The 21,543-nt window shown below is 61.3% G+C and carries 18 protein-coding genes and 1 riboswitch; of the genes, 17 read left to right on the top strand and 1 reads right to left on the bottom strand.

Going from position 1 to position 21,543, the window contains the following annotated elements; genetic code table 11:
- The first annotated feature begins 4 nt into the window (after window positions 1-4).
- The 10 genes from H4W29_RS30650 (at window position 5) to H4W29_RS30605 (ending at window position 11,917) form a co-directional block, all read left to right on the top strand.
- Window positions 5-1,150 (top strand): isovaleryl-CoA dehydrogenase, encoded by a 1,146-nt coding sequence (locus tag H4W29_RS30650; protein ID WP_192732513.1) that lies wholly within the window; start codon window positions 5-7, stop codon window positions 1,148-1,150.
- Complete coding sequence (locus H4W29_RS30645; RefSeq protein ID WP_192732512.1) at window positions 1,147-2,757, top strand: carboxyl transferase domain-containing protein; 1,611 nt, start codon at window positions 1,147-1,149, stop codon at window positions 2,755-2,757. The genes H4W29_RS30650 and H4W29_RS30645 overlap by 4 nt, the downstream gene beginning before the upstream one ends.
- A 9-nt stretch (window positions 2,758-2,766) precedes the next feature.
- On the top strand, window positions 2,767-4,632 hold the full coding sequence (locus H4W29_RS30640; protein ID WP_192732511.1) for an acetyl/propionyl/methylcrotonyl-CoA carboxylase subunit alpha: 1,866 nt from the start codon (window positions 2,767-2,769) through the stop codon (window positions 4,630-4,632).
- Window positions 4,632-5,084 carry a MaoC family dehydratase gene (locus tag H4W29_RS30635; protein WP_192732510.1) on the top strand — a complete coding sequence of 151 codons (453 nt, stop codon included), beginning with the start codon at window positions 4,632-4,634 and terminating at the stop codon, window positions 5,082-5,084. Before H4W29_RS30640 ends, H4W29_RS30635 begins: the two co-directional genes overlap by 1 nt.
- On the top strand, window positions 5,081-5,929 hold the full coding sequence (locus tag H4W29_RS30630) for an HpcH/HpaI aldolase/citrate lyase family protein (protein WP_192732509.1): 849 nt from the start codon (window positions 5,081-5,083) through the stop codon (window positions 5,927-5,929). Before H4W29_RS30635 ends, H4W29_RS30630 begins: the two co-directional genes overlap by 4 nt.
- Window positions 5,930-6,449: 520 nt before the next feature.
- On the top strand, window positions 6,450-7,808 hold the full coding sequence (locus H4W29_RS30625; protein WP_192732508.1) for an extracellular solute-binding protein: 1,359 nt from the start codon (window positions 6,450-6,452) through the stop codon (window positions 7,806-7,808).
- Window positions 7,809-7,935: 127 nt separating this feature from the next.
- The gene (locus tag H4W29_RS30620) at window positions 7,936-8,820 is read left to right on the top strand and encodes a carbohydrate ABC transporter permease (protein ID WP_192732507.1); all 885 of its coding nucleotides are present in this window, start codon (window positions 7,936-7,938) and stop codon (window positions 8,818-8,820) included.
- A gap of 10 nt (window positions 8,821-8,830) precedes the next feature.
- Entirely contained in the window at window positions 8,831-9,745 is a 915-nt protein-coding gene (locus tag H4W29_RS30615) for an ABC transporter permease subunit (RefSeq protein ID WP_192732506.1), read from the top strand.
- 13 nt (window positions 9,746-9,758) lie between these two features.
- On the top strand, window positions 9,759-10,868 hold the full coding sequence (gene ugpC, locus H4W29_RS30610) for a sn-glycerol-3-phosphate ABC transporter ATP-binding protein UgpC (protein WP_192732505.1): 1,110 nt from the start codon (window positions 9,759-9,761) through the stop codon (window positions 10,866-10,868).
- Between the two features lie 11 nt (window positions 10,869-10,879).
- A complete protein-coding gene (locus tag H4W29_RS30605; protein WP_192732504.1) occupies window positions 10,880-11,917 on the top strand; it encodes an endonuclease/exonuclease/phosphatase family protein in 1,038 nt (345 codons plus the stop codon).
- A 46-nt stretch (window positions 11,918-11,963) separates the two neighbouring features.
- Here H4W29_RS30605 and H4W29_RS30600 read toward each other — a convergent pair whose 3' ends face one another.
- Window positions 11,964-13,841, bottom strand: coding sequence for a DUF4139 domain-containing protein (locus H4W29_RS30600; RefSeq protein WP_192732503.1), 1,878 nt, complete (start codon window positions 13,839-13,841; stop codon window positions 11,964-11,966).
- 226 nt (window positions 13,842-14,067) lie between these two features.
- On the opposite strand from H4W29_RS30600, the gene H4W29_RS30595 reads away from it, so the two are divergent.
- The 7 genes from H4W29_RS30595 (at window position 14,068) to H4W29_RS30565 (ending at window position 21,543) form a co-directional block, all read left to right on the top strand.
- On the top strand, window positions 14,068-15,591 hold the full coding sequence (locus H4W29_RS30595; RefSeq protein ID WP_192732502.1) for an aldehyde dehydrogenase (NADP(+)): 1,524 nt from the start codon (window positions 14,068-14,070) through the stop codon (window positions 15,589-15,591).
- 157 nt (window positions 15,592-15,748) lie between these two features.
- Window positions 15,749-15,847, top strand: a riboswitch (TPP riboswitch).
- A gap of 51 nt (window positions 15,848-15,898) precedes the next feature.
- On the top strand, window positions 15,899-16,699 hold the full coding sequence (gene thiM / locus H4W29_RS30590; RefSeq protein ID WP_192732501.1) for a hydroxyethylthiazole kinase: 801 nt from the start codon (window positions 15,899-15,901) through the stop codon (window positions 16,697-16,699).
- On the top strand, window positions 16,696-17,331 hold the full coding sequence (gene thiE, locus H4W29_RS30585; RefSeq protein ID WP_192732500.1) for a thiamine phosphate synthase: 636 nt from the start codon (window positions 16,696-16,698) through the stop codon (window positions 17,329-17,331). Before thiM ends, thiE begins: the two co-directional genes overlap by 4 nt.
- Complete coding sequence (thiD, locus tag H4W29_RS30580) at window positions 17,328-18,140, top strand: bifunctional hydroxymethylpyrimidine kinase/phosphomethylpyrimidine kinase (RefSeq protein ID WP_192732499.1); 813 nt, start codon at window positions 17,328-17,330, stop codon at window positions 18,138-18,140. Before thiE ends, thiD begins: the two co-directional genes overlap by 4 nt.
- 183 nt (window positions 18,141-18,323) lie before the next feature.
- Window positions 18,324-18,803, top strand: coding sequence for a GNAT family N-acetyltransferase (locus H4W29_RS30575; RefSeq protein ID WP_192732498.1), 480 nt, complete (start codon window positions 18,324-18,326; stop codon window positions 18,801-18,803).
- Window positions 18,804-18,829: 26 nt separating this feature from the next.
- Window positions 18,830-19,852, top strand: coding sequence for a glycoside hydrolase family 3 N-terminal domain-containing protein (locus H4W29_RS30570; RefSeq protein WP_192732497.1), 1,023 nt, complete (start codon window positions 18,830-18,832; stop codon window positions 19,850-19,852).
- Window positions 19,853-19,896: 44 nt separating this feature from the next.
- A complete protein-coding gene (locus tag H4W29_RS30565; RefSeq protein WP_192732496.1) occupies window positions 19,897-21,543 on the top strand; it encodes an ABC transporter substrate-binding protein in 1,647 nt (548 codons plus the stop codon).

Raw genomic sequence — 21,543 nt, 5'->3', positions numbered from 1 at the left:
TGCCATGTTTGATTTTTCGCTCGGCGAAACCGCGGACGCGATCCGCGACGCGACGGCGCGATTTGCCGCCGATACGATTGCTCCGCTCGCAGCGGAGATCGATGAAAGCAACACATTTCCACGCCAGCTCTGGCCGCAGATGGGCGCGCTTGGTCTGCACGGCATCACCGTGGAAGAAGAATTCGGTGGTGCCGGTCTCGGCTATCTCGAACATGTCGTCGCCATGGAGGAAGTCTCGCGTGCCTCGGCTTCCGTGGGCTTGAGCTACGGCGCCCATTCCAATCTCTGCGTCAATCAGATCCGCCGCTGGGCTACACCGGAACAGAAGCAACGCTATTTGCCAAAGCTGATTTCCGGCGAACATGTCGGTTCACTTGCCATGTCCGAAGCCGGCTCGGGCTCGGATGTCGTTTCCATGCGGCTCAAGGCGGAACGCAAGGGCGATCGCTACCTCCTTAACGGGACGAAGTTCTGGATCACCAATGCGCCGCATGCCGATGTGCTCGTCGTCTACGCGAAGACCGATCCCGCGGCCGGACCGAAGGGTATTTCGGCTTTCATCATCGAGAAAGGGACACCCGGTTTCAGCGTTTCAAAAAAGCTCTCCAAGCTCGGCATGCGCGGTAGCGATACGGCGGAATTGGTCTTTCAGGATTGCGCGGTACCGGCAGAAGCACTGATGGGCCGGGAAGGCGACGGCGTGAAGATACTGATGTCCGGCCTCGACTATGAGCGCGCTGTGCTTGCCGCCGGTCCGCTCGGCATCATGCAGGCCTGCCTCGATGTCGTGCTGCCCTATGTGCGAGAGCGCAAACAGTTCGGCAAGGCGATCGGTGACTTCCAGCTTATGCAAGGTAAGATCGCCGATATGTATGTCGCGCTGAATTCGTCTCGCGCCTATGTCTATTCCGTCGCTCGTGCCTGTGATGCAGGCCGCACGACACGCTCGGATGCGGCTGCCGCGATCCTCTTTGCCAGCGAAAATGCCGTAAAAGTGTCGCTGGAGGCGATCCAGGCGCTCGGCGGTGCCGGTTATACCAAGGAGTGGCCGGTCGAACGCTTCCTGCGCGATGCCAAGCTCTACGATATCGGGGCCGGAACCAATGAGATTCGCCGCTATCTGATCGGCCGGGAGCTCATCGCATCATGACGATGATTTCCTCTGACATCGATCGCGACAGCGAGACCTTCAAGACCAACACAATCAATAACAGGGGACTGATCGACAAGCTCTACGACCGCTCAGCAAAGACCCGTGAAGGTGGCTCGCGGGCAGCGCGCGAGCGCCATACCGGCAAGGGCAAGCTCCTGCCGCGCGACCGCATCCAGCTGCTGCTCGATGCCGGCAGCCCCTTTCTGGAGATCGGCACGCTGGCGGCGAACGGCATGTATAATGACGAGGCGCCAGGTGCCGGGATCATTACAGGAATCGGACGCGTTTGCGGCCGCGAAGTGATGATCGTCGCCAATGACGCGACGGTGAAGGGCGGCGCCTATTTTCCTCTCACGGTCAAGAAACACCTGCGGGCTCAGGAAATCGCCACGCAGAACCGGCTGCCTTGCATCTATTTAGTCGATAGTGGCGGCGCCAATCTCCCGCATCAGGCCGAGGTCTTTCCCGACCGCGATCATTTCGGGGCGATCTTCTACAATCAGGCCCAGATGTCGGCCGAAGGCATTCCGCAGATTGCCTGCGTCATGGGAAGCTGCACGGCGGGCGGCGCCTATGTGCCTGCCATGTCCGATGAGACGGTTATCGTGCGTAATCAAGGTACGATCTTCCTTGCCGGCCCGCCTCTGGTAAAGGCCGCAACGGGCGAGATCATTTCGGCCGAAGAGCTCGGCGGCGCCGAAACCCATGGCCGCCGCTCCGGCGTTGTCGATCACGTTGCCGAAAATGACGAACATGCGCTTCTTCTCGTGCGCGATATCGTCGCCAGCCTCAACACTGTGAAATCGGTCGACATCGACCTTCATGCACCACGTCCGCCAAAACTCGATCCCGAGGATCTCTGCGGCATCATTCCGGATGACGTACGCTCGCCCTATGATGTGCGCGAGGTGATCGGCCGCATCGTCGATGGTTCGGAACTGCACGAATTCAAACCGCTCTACGGCACCACACTGGTCTGCGGCTTCGCCCGCATCTGGGGCATGCCCGTCGCCGTCATCGCCAATAACGGCGTGCTCTTTTCCGAAAGCGCGCTGAAGGGCGCGCATTTCATCGAGCTCGCCTGCCAGCGCCGCGTGCCGCTGCTGTTCCTGCAGAACATATCGGGTTTCATGGTAGGAGGCCGCTACGAGGCCGGCGGGATCGCCAAGGACGGGGCAAAGCTTGTGACTGCGGTTGCGACTGCCACCGTACCCAAGGTCACCGTCATCATCGGCGGAAGTTTCGGCGCCGGCAATTACGGCATGTGCGGCCGCGCCTATCGCCCGCGTTTTCTCTTCACCTGGCCGAACAGCCGTATCAGCGTGATGGGCGGCGAGCAGGCGGCTTCTGTGCTCGCCACCATCCGCCGCGATGCGATGGAGGCGCGTGGCGAAGGCTGGCCGGTCGAAGACGAAGAAGCTTTCAAGGCGCCGATCCGCGCCGGCTACGAGGCCGAGGGCAATCCCTACTACGCCACCGCCCGTCTCTGGGACGATGGCATCATCGATCCGTGCCAGACGCGCGATGTGTTGGGCCTTGCCTTTTCCGCCTGCCTGAATGCGCCGGTCCCCAAAGGGCCGCGCTTCGGCGTCTTCCGGATGTGAGGTGGCGCGATGATGGAAAGCTTGCTCATAGCCAACAGGGGTGAAATCGCTCGTCGCATCATCCGCACGGCGAAGACCCTCGGCATCCGCACCATTGCTGTTTATTCAGAGGCCGATGCCGGCCTGCCCTTCGTGGCAGAAGCGGACGAGGCTGTTGCAATCGGCCCCGCGCCCGCTCGCGAAAGTTATCTTTCACAGGAGCGCATACTGGAGGCTGCTCGCAAAACGGGTGCGGCCGCAATCCATCCCGGCTACGGCTTCCTGTCGGAAAATGCCGAATTCGCCGAAGCGGTCGAGAATGCCGGCATCATCTGGGTTGGTGCACCACCTGCCGCGATCCGTGCCATGGGGCTCAAGGATGCTGCCAAGCAATTGATGCAGGCCGCCGGCGTGCCGGTCACACCTGGCTATATGGGAGCGGATCAGAGCGAAGAAAGGCTCGCGGCCGAGGCCGATGCGACGGGCTATCCCGTGCTGATCAAGGCTGTCGCCGGCGGCGGCGGCAAAGGTATGCGCCGTGTCGATCGGCGGCAAGACTTTGCCGAACTGCTCGCCTCCTGCCGCCGTGAGGCGGCCTCGTCCTTCGGCGACGATCGCGTATTGATCGAGCACTATATCGCCAATCCGCGCCATATCGAGGTACAGATCTTCGCCGACCGCTTTGGCAATTGCGTCCACCTCTTCGAACGCGACTGCTCGCTGCAGCGCCGGCACCAGAAGGTGATCGAGGAGGCCCCCGCTCCTGGCCTCGACGCCGCCACCCGCGCCTCAATCTGTGAGGCGGCAGTCAGTGCTGCGAAGGCGGTGAACTATATCGGGGCCGGCACGATCGAATTCATTGCCGACGCCTCGGAGGGCCTGCGCCCAGACCGCATCTGGTTCATGGAGATGAACACGAGACTGCAGGTCGAGCACCCTGTCACCGAAGCTATCACCGGCGAGGATCTGGTGCTCTGGCAATTGAAGGTCGCCGCCGGCGAGCCGCTACCGAAGGCACAGGACGATATCCTCATGAACGGGTGGGCTTTCGAGGCCCGTCTCTATGCCGAAAACCCTGCCGCCGGCTACCTGCCCTCGATCGGCCGCCTGGATCATCTGCGCTTGCCCCAAAATGTCCGCGTGGACAGCGGCGTCGAGGAAGGCAACGAGATCACCGCCTTCTACGATCCGATGATTGCCAAGATCATCGTTCATGGCCCAAATCGCGATGCAGCCCTCGCCAGGCTCACCAGAGCCTGCGAAAGCATCGAAGTCTGGCCGGTGAAATCCAATGCCGGCCTGCTCGCCCGTATTGCCGCCGACGCGGATTTCCGCGGGGCAAAGCTCGATACGGGCTTTCTCGACCGGCACGGTGAAACCCTCCTGCCGCAGGAGCCCGACGAGACGACTATCGACAGGGCAGCGACAGCATTGGCGGCGAAAGAAGCAACCGGTCCCTGGTCAGCCCTCGCCGGCCTGCGCATTGCGGGCACAAGCGATAGCCGCGCGCGCGTCCGCGTCGGCGACCATCTCTATTGGGGGCATGTCCGCCCGGGCCTCGACACCAATGCCGTCAGGTCCGGCGATACCGTAGTCCTCTTTGATGGCGGCAATGCCTGGCCGATCGGCCTTCCCGTCGCCAGCGAAGTCGAAGCGCATCAGGGCGCCGGCGATGGCGCGATCCTTTCGCCGATGCCGGGCCTCGTCATATCCGTCGATGTCGCGGAGGGCGACCGCGTTGCCAAGGGCGACAGGCTGCTGACGGTTGAGGCCATGAAGATGGAGCATACGCTGCGCGCACCCTTTGACGGCATTGTCGGCAAACTGCCGGTCTCCGTGGGCACGCGGGTCTCGGAAAACCAGCTCGTCGTCAGCGTCACGAAGGAAGAGCACTGATGGCCGGCCGTTACTTCGATGAATGGACGGTCGGCGACCGGATTGCCCACGAGATCCGCCGCACGGTCACGGAAACCGACAACCTGCTCTTCACGACACTCTCCCATAATCCGCAACCACTTCACCTCGATGCCGATTATGCGGCGGGTACGGAATTCGGCCGCATCGTCGTCAACGGCACCTTCACATTCGCGCTCACCGTCGGCCTCTCGGTCGGCGACACGACACTCGGCACGCTGGTCGCCAATCTCGGCTACGACAAGGTGACGATGCCGAAGCCGGTTTTCATCGGTGACACGCTTCGGGTGGAAACCGAGGTGACGGAACTCCGGCGCTCCAACTCCCGGCCCGATGCCGGGATCGTCACGTTCAAGCATATCACGCTGAATCAGCGAAACGAGATCGTTTGCCAGTGCCTGCGCACGGCCATGCTGCAGGTGAAGCCGTCATGAGGCTGCGCTCGCTGCTCTTCGTGCCCGGCGACAGGCCGGAGCGTTTCGACAAGGCGCTCGCCTCTGGCGCCGATGCCGTTATCCTCGATCTGGAAGATTCCGTTTCCGCCCAGAACAAGCCGCTGGCGCGAGACGCCGTGCACGACTTCGTCACGCGCCGCGCAGCCGATGCGACGCTTATCATTCGCATCAATCCCCTTGCTACGTCTGCCTGCGAAGATGATCTCGTTGCACTCGCTGAGATCAGCCCCTTCGCGATCATGTTACCGAAGGCTAAGGGCGCGGCTTCGGTGCGCCAGCTCGCAAGCCACCTGTCATCCGCGGTCTCTATCCTGCCGATCGCGACTGAAACGCCGGCCGCCATTTTCGAGATCGGCAGTTACCGGGACGTCACCTCTCATCTCTGCGGGTTAACCTGGGGCGCGGAAGATCTGCCAGCCGCAATCGGCGCCGCGACCGCCCGCGAGGCAGATGGACGTTATACCGCCCCCTATGAGCTCGCCCGCTCTCTGGTGCTGTTTGGCGCGCACGCCGCCGCGGTTCCCGCCATCGAGACCGTCTATCCCGATTTCCGTGATCTCGGCGGTCTCGCGGCCTATGCTGCCCGCGCCCGGCGCGACGGTTTCTCGGGAATGATGGCGATCCATCCGAGCCAGGTCGAACCGATCAACCGGGCCTTCACGCCGGACGCATCGGAAATCAGCTGGGCGGAAAAAGTCGTAGCCGCCTTCGCTGCTTCGCCGGACACCGGCGTCATCCAGATCGACGGACGCATGCTCGACCTGCCGCATCTGAAACTCGCAAAACGCATTCTGGAGGCCGGAAAACTATCGGATGACGGATAACTGGGCTTCAATCGAGTCTGCGACGGCGAGAAACTCCCACCACAAGAACTTGGAACCGCGGTTCGCCGCTCGTGGAATCGCCTAATAAATAGGCGGAATCATCGATATGTCGTAAACTGAACACCATATGTCGTATTTTTCCAGATCAACGCACAGCTGTGCAAAGCTATTTCCGAGGTCGAGTTTCCCCGATGGCAGGTTGTTTCCGATCAAGCTTTCGCGACATTTTGATAACGACCCAATAATAATGATTGTCAATAGAATTGAATAGACAAGTCGGCTTTTGATTCTTGAGCTATATTTCCTATATAAATGGAATATAGGCGATCGCTTCGGCGGAATTCGGAAACGAAAGGCACCGATGTTCGATGAACGGTTCACGAAATTGAGACATGAATATTTTGTGACAGAAACTTTCTACTCTATTCATGTCATAGAAACTTCATTGGTTACCGCAAATTGAACCAGTTAATAGGGCGTGCGCTCAAGAGGGGGCGCGTCCTATTTTTCGAGGGTTCTCATGCAAGCCAAGCTTCTCGGCGCCGTAGGCGCCCTTCTCGCTTCAGCTTTCGTTGCTGCTGGTCCCGCCGCTGCTGCCGAAAAGACCAAGATCGACTTCTGGTTCGGCAACTCGGGCGACATCGCAAAGCGCGTTCAGGAACAGTGCGACCGTTTCAACCAGTCCCAGGGCGACTACGAAGTCGTCTGCACCAGCCAGGGCTCCTACGACGCCTCGCTGCAGAACACGATCGCTGCCTTCCGCGCTGGCAAGCAGCCGACCATCGCTCAGGTTTCGGATGCCGGCACGCTCGACATCATGCTTTCCGGCGCCTACTACCCGGCCAACAAGCTCATGAAGGACATGGGCTACAATGTTGACTGGAACGACTACTTCTCCGGCATCGCCGGCTACTATGCAACATCGAAGGGCGAGATGTACTCGTTCCCCTTCAACTCCTCGACGGCTCTGCTCTACTGGAACAAGGACGCCTTCGCCAAGATCGGCAAGGACCATGCTCCGGCGACCTGGAAGGAAGCTGGCGAAGATTTCAAGGCTCTGAAGGACGCAGGCTATGCTTGCCCGCTGGGCTTCGACATCTCCAACAACGAAGTCTGGCAGTACATCGAGCAGTTCGAAGCCGTCAACGGCGAACCGATCGCTACCAAGAAGAACGGCTTTGAAGGCCTCGACGCCGAACTGGTGTTCAACAAGAACCCGATGCTCGTCAACTTCGTCAAGGACCTGAAGGGCTGGTACGACGCCAAGGAAGCTGTCATCAAGAACAAGGCCGTTGGCCAGACCTTCGTCGAAGCCTTCGCCGCTGGCGATTGCCAGGTCATCCTGACCTCCGTTGGCGACCATGGCAACGTCGGCCGTACCGCCAAGCAGGGCATGAACTGGGGCGTTTCCATGCTCCCGACCTATGGCGATGCAACCCGTCACAGCTCCTACGTTGGCGGCGCTTCGCTCTGGGTTCTGAAGGGTCATTCGGACGCCGAATACAAGGCTGCCGCTGCCTTCTTCAACTTCATCGCAAAGCCGGAAGAAGCCCTCACCTGGTCGACCGTTACCGGCTACATCCCGGTTCGTAACTCGGGCTTCGAATACCTGAAGAAGCAGGGCTTCTACGACAAGGCTCCCTACGCCGGTCGCGAACTCGCCATTCAGAGCCTGACCGCTTCGCCGGCTGGGGACACCGCTGCCAAGGGCATCCGTCTCGGTGGCCTGCTCCAGGTCCGCACCGAAATCGCGAACGGCCTGCAGGCAATCTTCGTCAACAATGCCGACGTACAGGCTTCGCTCGACTCTGCCGCTGACCGCGGCAACCAGCTCCTGCGTCGCTTCCAGCAGACCTACAAGGGCGTTCAGCTCCCCTAATCGACTGATATGAGCCGCACCCGGCCCGCTTCTGGCGCGCCGGGTGCGTCTTTGTACATTCCCTACCGGCTGCGGCAGCAAGATCGCCGCCCGCGCCAGAACCAAACCAGGACGAAAACGACCACTCATGGAAAAGCGCGTCACTTTCTCCTCGACGACGATCGGCCTTCTCTTCGCATTTCCGATGCTGCTGCTGATCTTTGTCTTCTTCTACTGGCCGAGCGCGCAGGCGCTGTACTGGGCGTTCACGCTCGAGCAGCCATGGGGCGGCGGCAATGCCTGGGTCGGTTTCGACAATTTCAAGCAGCTGCTGAGCGATCCGATCTATTGGGACTCCGTCACCCGCAGCATGATCTTCGGCTTCAGCTCGACTATTATCGCCATGGGTCTGGCGCTCATCCTGGCGCTTCTGACGGATCGTGAACTGCGCGGCCACAAGATCTACCGGTCGGTCTTTATCTGGCCTTATGCGATTGCCGCTCCCGCCCTCGGTCTTGCCTTCCGCTTCATCCTGGCGCCGGAGGCCGGTCTCCTATCGGTCATCAACCACGTCTGGCCCGGCCTCTGGAACCCCGCTCTCGACGGTAAGGATGCCATGATCGCGGTGATCGTCGCCTTTTCCTGGAAGTATATCGGCTACAACTTCATCTTCTTCCTTTCGGCGCTGCAGGGCATTCCACGCTCACTGATCGAGGCGGCCGCCATGGACGGCTCGGGGCCGCTGCGGCGCATGCTGGACATCCAGTTGCCGCTGCTGACCCCGACGCTGTTCTTCCTGCTCGTCATCAACATCACCGAAAGCTTCCAGGATTCCTTTGGCATCGTCGACGTGATGACCCAGGGCGGTCCGGCGCGCGCCACGGAGCTCATGGTCTACAAGATCTATTTCGACGGCTTCAGGGGCCTCGATTATTCGGGTGCCGCAGCCCAATCCATGATCCTGATGGGTCTCGTCATCCTGCTCACAATCTTCCAGTTCCGCTTCATCGAGCGGCGCGTGCACTACAAGTGAGGTCGCGGACATGATCGAACGCACGCCAATATTCAACTTCGTCTGCTACACCCTGCTCGCACTCGGCCTGGTGATTGCGCTCCTGCCATTCATGATCGTCATCATTGCATCGACGCTCGATCTCGAGACCGTCAACCGCGTGCCGCTGCCGCTCGTTCCGAGCAGCCATTTCTGGGAGAACGTGCAGACCGCCTGGGTTCGTGCCGATCTCGGCAACAAGCTGTTTCACAGCGTCATCTTCGCTGCCACCGTCGGCGCCGGCAAGGTCATTCTTTCCGCGATGGCAGCTTTCTCGATCGTCTATTTCCGCTTCCGCGGCCGCTATCTGATCTTCTGGATCATCTTCATCACGCTGATGCTGCCACTCGAAGTGCGCATCGTGCCGACCTATTCGATCGCCGCAAATGCGCTTCAGCCCTTTCAGGCAATCCTCGACGTCACCGGCATTACCTGGCTGATCGCACAGGTCACCGGCATCCAAATCAAGCTTGAATGGGGTCTGCTGAACTCCTATCCGGGCCTCGTGCTGCCGATGGTCGCCACCGCGACGGGTACTTTCCTCTATCGCCAGTTCTACCTGACGGTTCCGGACGAACTCGCCGAAGCATCGAAGATGGATGGCTCAGGTGCTGTCCGCTTCTTCTGGGACGTGCTGTTGCCTTTGTCTCGCCCGAACATGATTGCACTTTTCACCATCATGTTCGTCTGGGCCTGGAACCAGTACCTCTGGCCGCTGCTGATCACAACCGACCCGAATTTCGGCATCGCCGTTACCCAGCTCAAGACACTCATTCCTTCCGAATTCGGCCTGCCCGACTGGAACGTCGCGATGGCCGGAACATTGATCATCATGTCGCCGCCGCTGATCCTCGTCATCCTGATGCAGCGTTGGTTCGTGCGCGGCCTTATCTCCACCGAGAAGTGAAAGGAACAGACCCTTGGCACCGATCTCCATCCGTGGCGTGAAAAAGAACTATGGCAAGAACGCCGTCGTTCATGGCGTCGATCTCGAAATCCAGTCGGGCGAATTCATCGTCATCCTCGGTCCGTCCGGTTGCGGCAAGTCCACGCTGCTGCGCATGGTTGCCGGCCTGGAAGAAATCACCGGCGGCGAAATTGCCATCGACGGCCGCGTGGTCAACCAGCTCGAGCCGCGTGAACGCGGCTGCGCGATGGTCTTCCAGAACTACGCGCTTTATCCGCACATGAGCGTTGCCGAGAATATCGGCTATGCGCTGAAGGTCGCCGGCGTGCCGAAGGCCGAACGCGACCGCCGGATCGCCGATGTCGCCAAGGCACTCAGCCTTGAGCCCTTCCTCGAGCGCCGCCCGGCAGCCCTCTCGGGCGGTCAGCGCCAGCGCGTCGCCATGGGCCGCGCCATGATCCGCGAGCCGAAGGTCTTCCTCTTCGACGAGCCGCTGTCGAACCTCGATGCCAAGCTGCGTATCGCCATGCGTGCGGAAATCCGCCGCCTGCATCGCCGCCTCGGCGCTACCTCGATCTTCGTCACGCACGACCAGAACGAGGCCATGACACTTGCCGACCGCATCATCGTCATGAATGCCGGCAATGTCGAACAGGTCGGTACGCCGGAAGAGGTCTATCACTATCCGGCAAGCCGCTTCGTCGCCGGCTTCGTCGGCACGCCGGCAATGAATCTGCTGGAAGGCCGCGTCAACGAAAACGGCGTATTCATCTATGACGAAGGCCGCACCGTCGCCCTTCCGTCCGAGCGCGGCAAGCAGCTTGCCGGCCAGCGCGTCGTTCTCGGCGTGCGCGCCGAAGCCGCTCGCCTCGTCTCTCCGGATGCACCGGGGGCACTTGTTGCGACCGCCGACTTCATCGAAGAACTCGGCGCCAGCCGTGTCGTCCATGCCGATTTCGATGGCCTGCCCTTCGCTGTCGCCATGACCGGATCGGTTTCGCTGAAGACTGGCGACCGGATCGGCATCGCGATCGATCAGGATTCGATCCATCTCTATTCGGCCGAGACCGGCAAAGTGCTCGTCGCGCCGGCACGCAACAACGCGGTGACCGTCAACGCCTGAGCCTGATGCAAATGAAGAGCTTTCTTGGTCTCGCCAGCGGCGACCGCAACCTGCTTGCGGCCGCCGTAGACGGGCTTACCGTACCCTCAGCCACGTTCTTTGATGAGGCGCGCGCTGCCGAACCGACACAGGCCGAGCATGACCGGCTTGCGGCGACCCTGCCGGCGCTTTCGACGATCGAAGTCGTAAGAACTGCCAATGACGCCAGCATCGGTGACGGTCTCGTCATCGCTGCTTGGAACGCCGAACGCCTAAAATATCATGCTCCTTCCGTGGAACTCGTCCGCCAGAGCGGCGCCGATATTCTGTTGCTCACGGAGGCTGATCTCGGCACGGCGCGCGCTGGCAACCGGCACACTGTTGCCGACCTCGCCCGCGATCTCGGCATGTCCTATGCTTTTGGCGTGGAATTCGTGGAACTTGGTCTCGGAGATTCCCGTGAGCGCGAATGGCATAAGGGCGAGACGAATGCCGTCGGCTTCCACGGCAATGCGCTGCTCTCCCGTTTGCCGTTGCTTGATGCGGCATTGATCCATCTCGATGACGGCGGCACATGGTGGACGAATGCGAAGGACGGTCAGGGCCGGATCGGCGGACGCATGGCAATTGCAGCAAGGGTCGAAACCGCAGTCGGGCCGATCCTTGCCGTCAGCGTGCATCTGGAAAGCAAGACGGATGTCGAGGATCGCGCCAGGCAGACGAGCCGGCTGATCGCGGCGGTCGAGAAGCTCGCCGGCAATCTGCCCGTCGTGATCGGCGGCGACTTCAATACCAATATCCTTCCCGCCGGGACCCGCCAACCGGAAGCACACGAGCCGCTGTTCGGCCTGCTTGCCGAAGCCGGCTATCACTGGGAAGCTGCCAACGACTTCGCGCTCACGCAGCGCATGCGCCCGGACGGCACGCCCGAGCCGCCCTTTGCCCGGCTCGACTGGCTGTTTACCCGCGGCCTTGCGGCAAGCGAAGCAGTGACCGTTCCAGCCGTCGATGCCGATGGCGCTGCAATCTCGGACCACGAACTGGTCAAGGCGCGGTTTTCCGCGCTCTGATCAGCCATTGGCAAGGAGAAGCGGCAGCAGCGTGGCCCCAGCATGCCTAAAGACGGGCTATCGCCTCCCCAAGCTTCTTGCGCAGCTTCTCAAGTCGATCCCGTGCCTCGTCCCGTTGCACCCGTAGCGCCTTGATCGACTTCTCCTGCTCCGTCAGGTCCTGAAGGAATTGCTGCTTGAGCGGTGTGTCCCCGACAGAGACGAGCATGCCTGAAATCCGTGACGATTCCGAGGTTGCGTCCTGTATAGCCTGCATGACTGTCGACAGGTCTCTCTCCGCCTCCTTCTGCGCGGTCCTTGCAGTCACGAGCCCTTGAAGCTTCTCAGCGATATCAGGTGAGGGACTTTCGTCGAGCCATTGCAGGATCACAGTGTCATCGATATCGGCTATCGCCTGGGTTTCGTTTTCCACCATGCGCCACTCGATAGTGATCGAAACCTTCTTTCCGGCGGGCACGACAATCGTCGCCCGCGCACCTTGCGGCGTTTCCTCCACGCCCTCGGACGAGACAAGCTCCCACCCTGCCATAGCAGGATCTTCCGCAATGAACTTTCTGTCTGCGTCGGCGCCCCAGGCGGTGAAGGTCTTTCGCACGCGACGTTCGAGCGTCGCGTCGAGATAGCCGTCCTTAACCACAACCGTTCGGAAGGCGCTTGACGTAGTGGTTGCCATTTCCTGATCGATCTTCTGATCGGCCGCAAACGTCGCCGTTTCCACCCCGCCCGGCTTCATGTTGCCGATGCGTGCGTCACCGACATAGCGCCCCTTTTCGTCATAGACCGCCGCGACCGCCGGCGGCAGCGACGTAGCCGTGTCATTCGTCAGCACCAGCGCCGCATCCGGATGTTGCGCGCCCTCGCGGTAGAGGGCGACGAACTCCGCCCCAATCTCATGATCGAGGATCGGCACGGAAATCGTTTCTCCGTTCTTCAGGTCATAAGTGCCTGGAAGGTCGAAGTTGGCGACAACGTCGCCCTCGTCGGCAGTGGCGGCAGCAGCCGCAGCAGCCATGACAGGAGCGGGAGCCTCGGCGACCTCCTTGTCCAGCAACGCGCCGCCAATCATGCCAGGCTTGGCACCGGCTACATCAAGATACGCGGCTGCGGCCGGCACCTCCTCGCGTTGTGGCCATGTTCTTGCATACAGTCTCTGGCGCAGTGTCACGGGCTTGCCTGATGTCAGGGATATGGAAACCCCGTTCCAGTCTTCGCCAGAAGCATTCTCGAGAACGGCCCATGCCTGCAGCCTCGCTTTGCCTTTGGCGTCGACAATGATCCTGTAGGACGGCTTCCAGAGCGGGGCTGCGACAACATAGGAAATGTCCACGGCTGTCGACGCTTTGCCATCGAGCGCAATGGTGACCGTGCGCGTCCCCTGCACTCGATCGTTTGACAGCAGTTCCGCAGCCCGGCTCACCATCTCCGCGTCTTTGGGATCGTCGAGCCTATAGGTCATGGCGCCACCGATCTCGGCAACGTCGAAGGCGCCACTATCGAGCAGCACGATCAGCCGCGCCCTCTGCTTTTCGGTCGACGGTTCCACTCCAACGATGCGCCCCTTCACGCCATTCGCTGAGACGGGTGCGCCTCTCAGAGCCTTCAGCACACCTGCTGCCGAATCCAAGTCCTGCGACTTGATCGGCAGCGCCTTGAATGTTTCGTCGATCATGCCCGGTCCGGTAGTGGAAAGCCCCTTTACGGGCGCCGGTCCCGATACAACGAGGGTCTTGAGGAAGTCATCCATCTGGTCTGTCGGCACTTCGACGACGGCGTTGCCGTCGTCTCCGATATCAAGACTGCGCACATATTCGGCAACGCCGCCGGAGGATAGCCGGATCGACTTGATCGTTCCGGTTTGCGCCAATGCGGTTGTGGAGAGCAGTACTGCGGTAAACGCCGCACAGACAGCGGATGCGTATTTCATGTGGCCCCCTCGATGTTTAATCCCGCCCGAGAATGAGCGTAAAAAAGGGGCGGCATTTCGACATGAAATTACTTTTGCATGTGCTGTCGTCCGACCTGTTCGGCAAGGCGACCAAACCTCTGCCGGAGATGTCCGTCTTCGATGCGATACCGCGGAAAGATGTCGTGAAATTGAGAAGACGAACGCCTATATACGTCGCTCGAGTCTGTTTGAAAGGAAATCCGTCATGACTATCAATGGAAGCCTGCTCGTCGCGGGATCGGAAAAGCGCGGCACGCGTGGCGAGCTCTACGGTGTCGAAGCAGCCACGGGGACGGCACTGCCCGTCTCGTTCGGTGGCGCCTCCGCCGAAGACGTCGAACAGGCGACCAGGCTCGCATGGGAAGCCTTCGCCTCCTACCGGGAAACCGATCTGGAAACACGCGCTGCCTTTCTTGAAACGATTGCCAGTGAGATCGAGGCTATCGGCGACGAGCTGATCGTGCGGGCAATGGCGGAAACCGGGCTTCCGCGCGGACGTCTCGAGGGCGAGCGCGCTCGCACGACGGGACAGCTTCGTCTATTTGCGAAGGAGGTTCGCGAAGGCCGGTTCCAGGAGCTTCGTTTCGATGGCGCGGATCCTTCCCGCAAGCCGGTTCCGAAGCCCGATCTGCGCCTGCGCAACGTTCCCCTCGGCCCCGTCGCCGTTTTTGGCGCATCGAACTTTCCGCTCGCCTTCTCAGTCGCAGGCGGTGACACGGCGTCTGCGCTGGCGGCAGGATGCCCTGTCGTCGTCAAGGCCCACTCCGCGCATCCGGGCACATCGGAACTGGTCGGCCGCGCCGTTCAACGCGCCGTTGCCAAGGCCGGCCTGCATGCCGGCACGTTTGCGCTTCTCTTCGATACCGGCTTCGAGGTCGGGCAGAAATTGGTGGCCGATGCCAGAATCCGCGCCGTCGGCTTCACGGGTTCGCGCCGCGGCGGCACTGCGCTGATGAAGATTTCTTCTGAGCGCAAGCAGCCGATCCCGGTCTATGCCGAAATGAGCAGCATCAACCCGGTCATCTTCTTCCCGAATGCGCTGAAAACCCGCGCGCCGGAGATCGCAGCAGCTTTCGTAAGCTCGCTTGTCCTCGGTGCCGGACAGTTCTGCACCAATCCCGGTCTCATTCTCGCCGTCGACAGCGAAGGCCTGGACACTTTCATTGCCAAGGCGCGGGAGCTTCTGCCCGATGTCGGCGCCCAGACGATGCTGACAGGCTCCATCGCCAAGGCATTCTGCGATGGCGTTGCCCGGCTGGAAAAGCATCCCGAAGTCCGGCTCGTTGCCAATGGCAAGCCCGGCAGCGAATTCGAAGGCACGGCCGCTCTCTTCGAGACGACAGCCGCGGCATTCCTCGCGCATCACGAGCTGCAGGACGAGGTCTTCGGTGCAGCCGGCCTTATCGTGCGCTGCCGTGATCTCGCCGAACTCGAGCGCGTCCTCGACGGTCTCGAAGGCCAGCTGACCGTTGCCCTGCACATTACGAACGAAGACGAACAGGACGCCAAGCGCCTCGTTCCCAAGCTGGAAATGCTTGCCGGACGCCTGCTCGTGAACGGCTTCGGAACCGGCGTCGAAGTATCGCCCGCCATGGTGCACGGCGGCCCCTACCCGGCAACGGCCGATGGCAGGTCGACCTCCGTCGGGACGCTCGCCATCTACAGGTTCCTGCGTCCGGTTTCGTATCAGGACTTTACGACGACCCTGCTTCCAGCGCCGCTGCGTTGATCGAGCAGAGCAGCCGGACCTTAAACCCAAAGAACCGGCATCTGAAAATTGCACCACGGGCGCTCAGGCGGCCCGTGGTGCGTATTGGCAAAACCTCAGTCTCAAAATCGTCATTTTGCCGATGACAGCGACGCCATTCTCTGCAAGAAAGAGTGCTGTTGAGAGACAGGGGCGCCCGTTTGCGAAAGCGGGCTGAGAAGCACCCTTCGAACCTGAACCGGATAATGCCGGCGGAGGGAGTCGCTCGGGTCGCCATCTGCTTCATCGCATGATCGTTCCCGCGCCTGCCCCGCCTGAAAGGGGTACTATGGAGAACAAAACACCCGGAGCACTGTTGACGGCGATGCGCGCGAAGCCACCGCTCGTTCAGTGCATCACCAATTACGTGGCCATGAACATCGCCGCCAATGTGGTCCTTGCGGCGGGTGCATCCCCTGCCATGGTCCACGCCGCCGAAGAAGCCGGCGAATTTGCCGCAATCGCCGGCGCTTTGACCGTCAATATCGGCACGCTCTCCACCCAGTGGATCGACGGCATGCATGCGGCGGCAAAGGCTGCAAACGCGAGCGGCAAACCTTGGGTCCTTGATCCGGTTGCCCATTATGCGACATCCTTCCGCCGCAGGGCAGTTGCCGATCTGCTGGCACTTCGCCCGACGATCATCCGCGGCAATGCTTCGGAGATCATCGCGCTTGCCGGCGGCGAGAGCCGCGGCCATGGCGTCGACAGCCGTGACCCGGTCGAGCAGGCTGAAGATTCCGCGCGGCTGATTGCCGAACGGCATGGCGCGGTCGTCGCCGTCACCGGGGTCGTTGATTTCGTGACCGACGGGACACAGGCGCTGCGCATTGAAGGTGGCTCGCCACTGATGCCGCAGGTGACTGCGCTCGGCTGCTCGCTCACCTGCCTGACTGGCGCCTTTGCCGCCACCATTCCCGCAGATCCCTTTGCCGCCGCTGTTGCCGCACTTTCTACCTTCGCAGTTGCCGGCGAGGAGGCGGCCAAGGATGCTGCCGGCCCCGGCTCCTTCTCCTGGCGCTTCCTCGATCAGCTCGCCGCGCTCGATGGAGCAAAGCTCGATGCAAAAGTCGGGATTAGCGCCGCATGAAACGCTTCGATCTTTCCCTCTATCTGGTCCTCGATCCCGACCTCTGCGCCCGTATCGGCATGGTCGAGACGGTGCGGCTTGCCGTTGCCGGCGGCGCCACGATGGTGCAGCTTCGTGACAAGCACGGCGGGACGGCAAGGATGATCGAGACCGGCCTGGCGCTGAAGGAGATCCTGAAGGGCACCGGCGCTTCGCTCGTCATCAACGACGACGTCGAGGCAGCCATCGCAATCGGCGCCGACGGGCTCCATATCGGCCAGGATGATATGGGGCCAGCCGCCGCCCGGACGATGATCGGCCCCGACATGATCCTCGGTCTGTCAGCCGAGAGCGAAGCGCTGGCAGCCGCCATCGACCCAGCCATCGTCGATTATGCCGGCATAGGACCGGTATTTGCGACACCAACCAAGACCGACCACAAGCAGCCCATCGGCTTTGACGGGTTGGCGAGACTGGTGAAAACCGCCCCCGTTCCGACGGTTGCAATCGGCGGCTTGAAGAGCGAGCATGTCGCTTCCGTTTTCGCTGCAGGGGCCGATGGGCTTGCTGTCGTCTCGGCGATCTGCGGCACGCCGGATCCTCGGGCCGCGACCCTTCGCATCGCCGAGGAAATCCGAAAGGCCAGCCGATGATCCGCAACGTCCTGTCCATCGCCGGCTCCGATCCATCCGGTGGTGCCGGTATCCAGGCCGATCTCAAGGCTTTCTCGGCGCGCGGCGTCTATGGTATGGCGGCGCTGACGGCACTGACGGCGCAGAATACGCAAGGGGTGACGGGCGTGCACCTTGTGCCGCCGCACTTCGTCGCCCAGCAGATCAAGGCCGTCTTTGCTGATGTGCGTGTCGACGCGGTCAAGATCGGCATGATCGCCAATGCCGGCATTGCCGAAGCAGTTGCCGAGGTGCTGGCGCCTCATCGCGGCATTCCCATCGTCGTCGATCCGGTCATGATCGCCAAGGGCGGAGCAGCACTCCTCGACCCGCAGGCTGTCGATGCGCTGACGAAGCACCTGCTGCCGCTTGCGACGCTGCTCACCCCCAACCTGCCGGAAGCCGCAGCGCTGCTGCACGAAGAGGTTGCCGAAAGCCGCGAGCAGATGGCCTCGCAAGCCGAGCGCCTGCGAGCGCTCGGCCCTGCTGCCGTGCTGGTCAAGGGCGGTCATCTCGAGAGCGACGAAAGCCCCGATATATTGGCGACTGCCTCCGGCCTGCATTGGTTCGAGGCGAAACGCGTCCCCACGAAAAATACGCACGGCACTGGCTGCACACTTTCCAGCGCACTTGCCGCCGAGCTCGCAAAGGGCTCTTCGCCGCAAGCGGCTGTTTCAACTGCGAAAACCTATCTTGCGCAAGCGGTCGCTGCCGCAGACGAGCTGACGGTCGGCTCCGGCCACGGACCCGTGCATCACTTTCACACCCTGTGGAAAGACACCGGGCTCTAAGCCGGATCACAAAGCCGACAACACCCAACGGCCCGGTCAAACCGGGCCGTTTTGTTTTGCCTACCCTCAGTTGAACAAGGATTGCCTGCCAAAAAGCCTGTTGACATGGCCGCCCAGATATCGAAAGTTATGTCATTAAAAGGGGATACATTACGCAATAACGGAATAATTGGAGGGCTTCGGGTGTCGGACCTGCTTGTGAGCTTATATTCCACGAAGCTCGTCGAACTGAAAGAAAAGGCTGGGTCCATCGGCATCACGATCCGTCCGGCTCTGCCACCGGAACTTCACGTCGTCGCCGGCTGGGCGCGCGAGCATTTCAGCGGAAACTGGGCGAGCGAAGTGACCGTCGCTTTTTCACGCCAGCCCGTTGCCTGCCTGATCGCCGTCGAGAACGGCAAATTGCTCGGCTTTGCCTGTTACGACACGACCGCTCGCGGCTTCTTCGGTCCAACCGGCGTTGATCCGGCCGCACGTGGCAAGGGCATCGGCCTCGCGCTCTTTTCCGCCTGCCTGCAGACCATGAAGACACTTGGCCACGCCTATGCGTTCATCGGCGATGCCGGCCCCGTCGATTTCTACGTCAAGACCGCCGGCGCGGTCGAAATTCCCGCCCCCGACAAGGGCATTTACGAAGGCATGCTGCGAAGCCAGCCGAAATGATCATCTGATACCGGAGTTTTGAAATAGTGTCCTCGACCCCGCTCGCTCTCTTCGTCGGCCTTCCCAATCCCACGCTTTCGGACGACGAATTCGCCCTCTTCCGCGAAACCAATCCGCTAGGCCTCTTCGTCGGCCGACGCAACCTGCGCAATCCGGAACAGGCGAAGATCCTGATCGACCGCTTCCGCGAGGCCGTCGGCCGCGACGACGCGCCTGTCTTCACCGACCAGGAAGGTGGCCGTGTGCAGCATATGGATGCCGGCCCCTGGCCGCTTTTCCGCAGCTTCGGCCAGTTCGCCGAACTTGCGCGCCGCGATCTCGACCTCGGCAAGAAGGCGATGCGCCTTTCCACCCAGGCCATGGGCGCGATGATGAGCGAACTCGGCCTTTCGAGCGGCTGCTCGCCGGTTCTCGATCTCGTCTTCGAAACGACGAGCGCCGTGATCGGCGCCCGCTCCTTCGGCCCGGATCCGGATTTTATCGCTGCTCTCGGCCGCGAAGTGGTGGATGGCCTGCTCGAAACCGGCAATATGCCTGTCATGAAGCACATTCCGGGCCACGGCCGCGCCACGCTCGACTCCCACAAGGAACGCCCGGTCGTGGACGCCTCCCGCGAGACGCTCACTGCCACCGACTTCAAGCCGTTCGTAGCGCTGAAGGACACGCCCTGGGCAATGGTTGCCCATGTCGTCTACTCCGCCTATGACGCAGAACTGCCGGCCTCCATCTCGCCGATCATGCATGACGTGATCCGCAACGACATGGGCTATGACGGCGTGCTGATCTCCGACTGCATTTTCATGGAGTCACTGCAGGGCACCCTGCCGGAACGAGTCGCTCAGGTTCTCGATGCCGGTTTCGACATCGCGCTGCACAGCCACGGCGATGTCAAGGAAAGCGAAGCCGCCGCCAAGGCCGCGCGCCCGCTGACGGAAGCCGCTCAGAAGCGTATCGCCGCCGGCAAGGCTCGCCTCGGCACTCTCAAGATCGACTATCGCGCTGCCCATGCGGAAGTCGAATCGATGTTTGCAAGCGCACTGGTCTCCTGACCAGCGCGCGTATTCTTCACCTCATAAGAAAAGGGGAATTTGTAATGAAGAAATATCTTTTAGCGGCTGCGGCCCTGACGATGCTATCGGGCCCGGCCATGGCGCAAACCATTCTGACGGCCAATATCGAGCCGGCAACGACTTGGGTGCGCAACTTCAACCCGTTCAACCAGACCTCGTCGCGTCAGTCGACCCTCGACTTCATCTATGAGCCGCTGGTCATCTTCAACCGCTTCGACAGCAACAAGCCGGTCTATCGCCTGGCCGAAAGCTTCAAGCTCTCCGACGACCTGAAGAGCATCGACTTCAAGCTGCGCCCGAACCTGAAGTGGTCGGACGGCCAGCCGCTGACCTCGGCTGACGTCAAGTTTACCTACGATTATCTGAAGAAGTTCCCGGCACTCGACTTCGTCAGCATCTGGACCTTCATCACCGACGTTCAGGCAGTCGATGGCCAGACGGTCCGCTTCACGCTCGCCAATCCAAGCTCGCTTGCCGCCGAGCAATTGTCGCAGCTGCCGATTGTTCCGGAACATGTCTGGAAGGACGTTGCCGATCCGGTCACCTATGCCAACGAAAACCCTGTCGGCAGCGGCCCGCTGACGGAAGTGCCGCGCTTCACCGGCCAGACCTACGACCAGTGCCGCAACCCGAACTACTGGGATGCCGTGCATCTGAAGGTCGACTGCATGCGCTTCCCGCAGCTTGCGGACAACAACCAGATCCTGACGGCAACCGCCGACGGCACGCTGGATTGGGGCGTCTCCTTCATTCCCGATATCGACAATGTCTATGTCTCGAAGGATCCTGACCATTATCACTACTGGTATTCGCCGAGCAGCATGGTCGCCTTCCTGTTCAATCTCGAGACTTCGAACGAGGCTAACAAGAAGGCATTCAACGACGTGAAGTTCCGCCAGGCGGTCTCCATGGCGCTGGACCGCAAGACGATGATCGATGTCGCCGGCTACGGCTACCCGACATTGAACGAAGATCCGGGCCTGATGGGCGAGCTCTACAAGAGCTGGGCGGACCCGTCCGTCAAGGCCGACTTCGGCAAGTTCGCCGCCTATGACGCCGATGCCGCCAAGGCGCTGCTCGACGAAGCCGGCTATGTCGACAAGGACGGCGACGGCCTGCGCGACAATCCTGACGGTTCGAAGATCTCCTTCTCGATCATCGTTCCGAACTCCTGGACGGACTGGATCGACACGGTCAACATCGCGATCGAAGGCATGCAGGCAGTCGGCCTTGATGCCAAGATCGAGACGCCGGAAGAAGCGGTATGGACCTCCGATCTTATCGACGGCAAGTTCGATGCGGCGATCAACAGCCTGCCGGCCTCGGCCTCGCCATACTATCCCTACAAGCGCGCCTTCAGTGCTTCGGACAAGGGCAAGACCCGCTTCACCGCACAGCGCTGGTTCAGCCCGGAAGTGGAAGATCTGGTCACCCAGTTCACCCACACGGCCGATCTCGACAAGCAGAAGGAAGCGATGAACAAGGCGCAGCGCATCGTTGCCGAAAACATGCCTGTCATCCCGGTCTTCAACAATCCGAACTGGTACCAGTACAACACCAAGCGCTTCACTGGCTGGTCGACCAAGGAAAACCCCTTCGTCAATCCGTCCATCTCGCGCACCAACCCGGCACGTCTTCTGAACCTGCTGGCGCTTGAGCCGGTCAAGTAA

The sequence above is a fragment of the Rhizobium viscosum genome (assembly GCF_014873945.1).
GTDB classification, from domain to species: Bacteria; Pseudomonadota; Alphaproteobacteria; order Rhizobiales; family Rhizobiaceae; genus Rhizobium; species Rhizobium viscosum.
This window is presented reverse-complemented; position numbering and strand designations above follow the sequence as displayed.

Bases quoted from the DNA above. Each gene is read 5' to 3' on its own strand.
- H4W29_RS30630 (WP_192732509.1), top strand. From the start codon at position 5,081: ATGAGGCTGCGCTCGCTGCTCTTCGTGCCCGGCGACAGGCCGGAGCGT.
- H4W29_RS30650 (WP_192732513.1), top strand. From the start codon at position 5: ATGTTTGATTTTTCGCTCGGCGAAACCGCGGACGCGATCCGCGACGCG.
- H4W29_RS30645 (WP_192732512.1), top strand. From the start codon at position 1,147: ATGACGATGATTTCCTCTGACATCGATCGCGACAGCGAGACCTTCAAG.
- H4W29_RS30625 (WP_192732508.1), top strand. From the start codon at position 6,450: ATGCAAGCCAAGCTTCTCGGCGCCGTAGGCGCCCTTCTCGCTTCAGCT.
- H4W29_RS30595 (WP_192732502.1), top strand. From the start codon at position 14,068: ATGACTATCAATGGAAGCCTGCTCGTCGCGGGATCGGAAAAGCGCGGC.
- thiM (WP_192732501.1), top strand. From the start codon at position 15,899: ATGGAGAACAAAACACCCGGAGCACTGTTGACGGCGATGCGCGCGAAG.
- H4W29_RS30615 (WP_192732506.1), top strand. From the start codon at position 8,831: ATGATCGAACGCACGCCAATATTCAACTTCGTCTGCTACACCCTGCTC.
- H4W29_RS30620 (WP_192732507.1), top strand. From the start codon at position 7,936: ATGGAAAAGCGCGTCACTTTCTCCTCGACGACGATCGGCCTTCTCTTC.
- H4W29_RS30640 (WP_192732511.1), top strand. From the start codon at position 2,767: ATGATGGAAAGCTTGCTCATAGCCAACAGGGGTGAAATCGCTCGTCGC.
- H4W29_RS30605 (WP_192732504.1), top strand. From the start codon at position 10,880: ATGAAGAGCTTTCTTGGTCTCGCCAGCGGCGACCGCAACCTGCTTGCG.
- H4W29_RS30565 (WP_192732496.1), top strand. From the start codon at position 19,897: ATGAAGAAATATCTTTTAGCGGCTGCGGCCCTGACGATGCTATCGGGC.
- H4W29_RS30600 (WP_192732503.1), bottom strand. From the start codon at position 13,841: ATGAAATACGCATCCGCTGTCTGTGCGGCGTTTACCGCAGTACTGCTC.
- thiE (WP_192732500.1), top strand. From the start codon at position 16,696: ATGAAACGCTTCGATCTTTCCCTCTATCTGGTCCTCGATCCCGACCTC.
- H4W29_RS30635 (WP_192732510.1), top strand. From the start codon at position 4,632: ATGGCCGGCCGTTACTTCGATGAATGGACGGTCGGCGACCGGATTGCC.
- thiD (WP_192732499.1), top strand. From the start codon at position 17,328: ATGATCCGCAACGTCCTGTCCATCGCCGGCTCCGATCCATCCGGTGGT.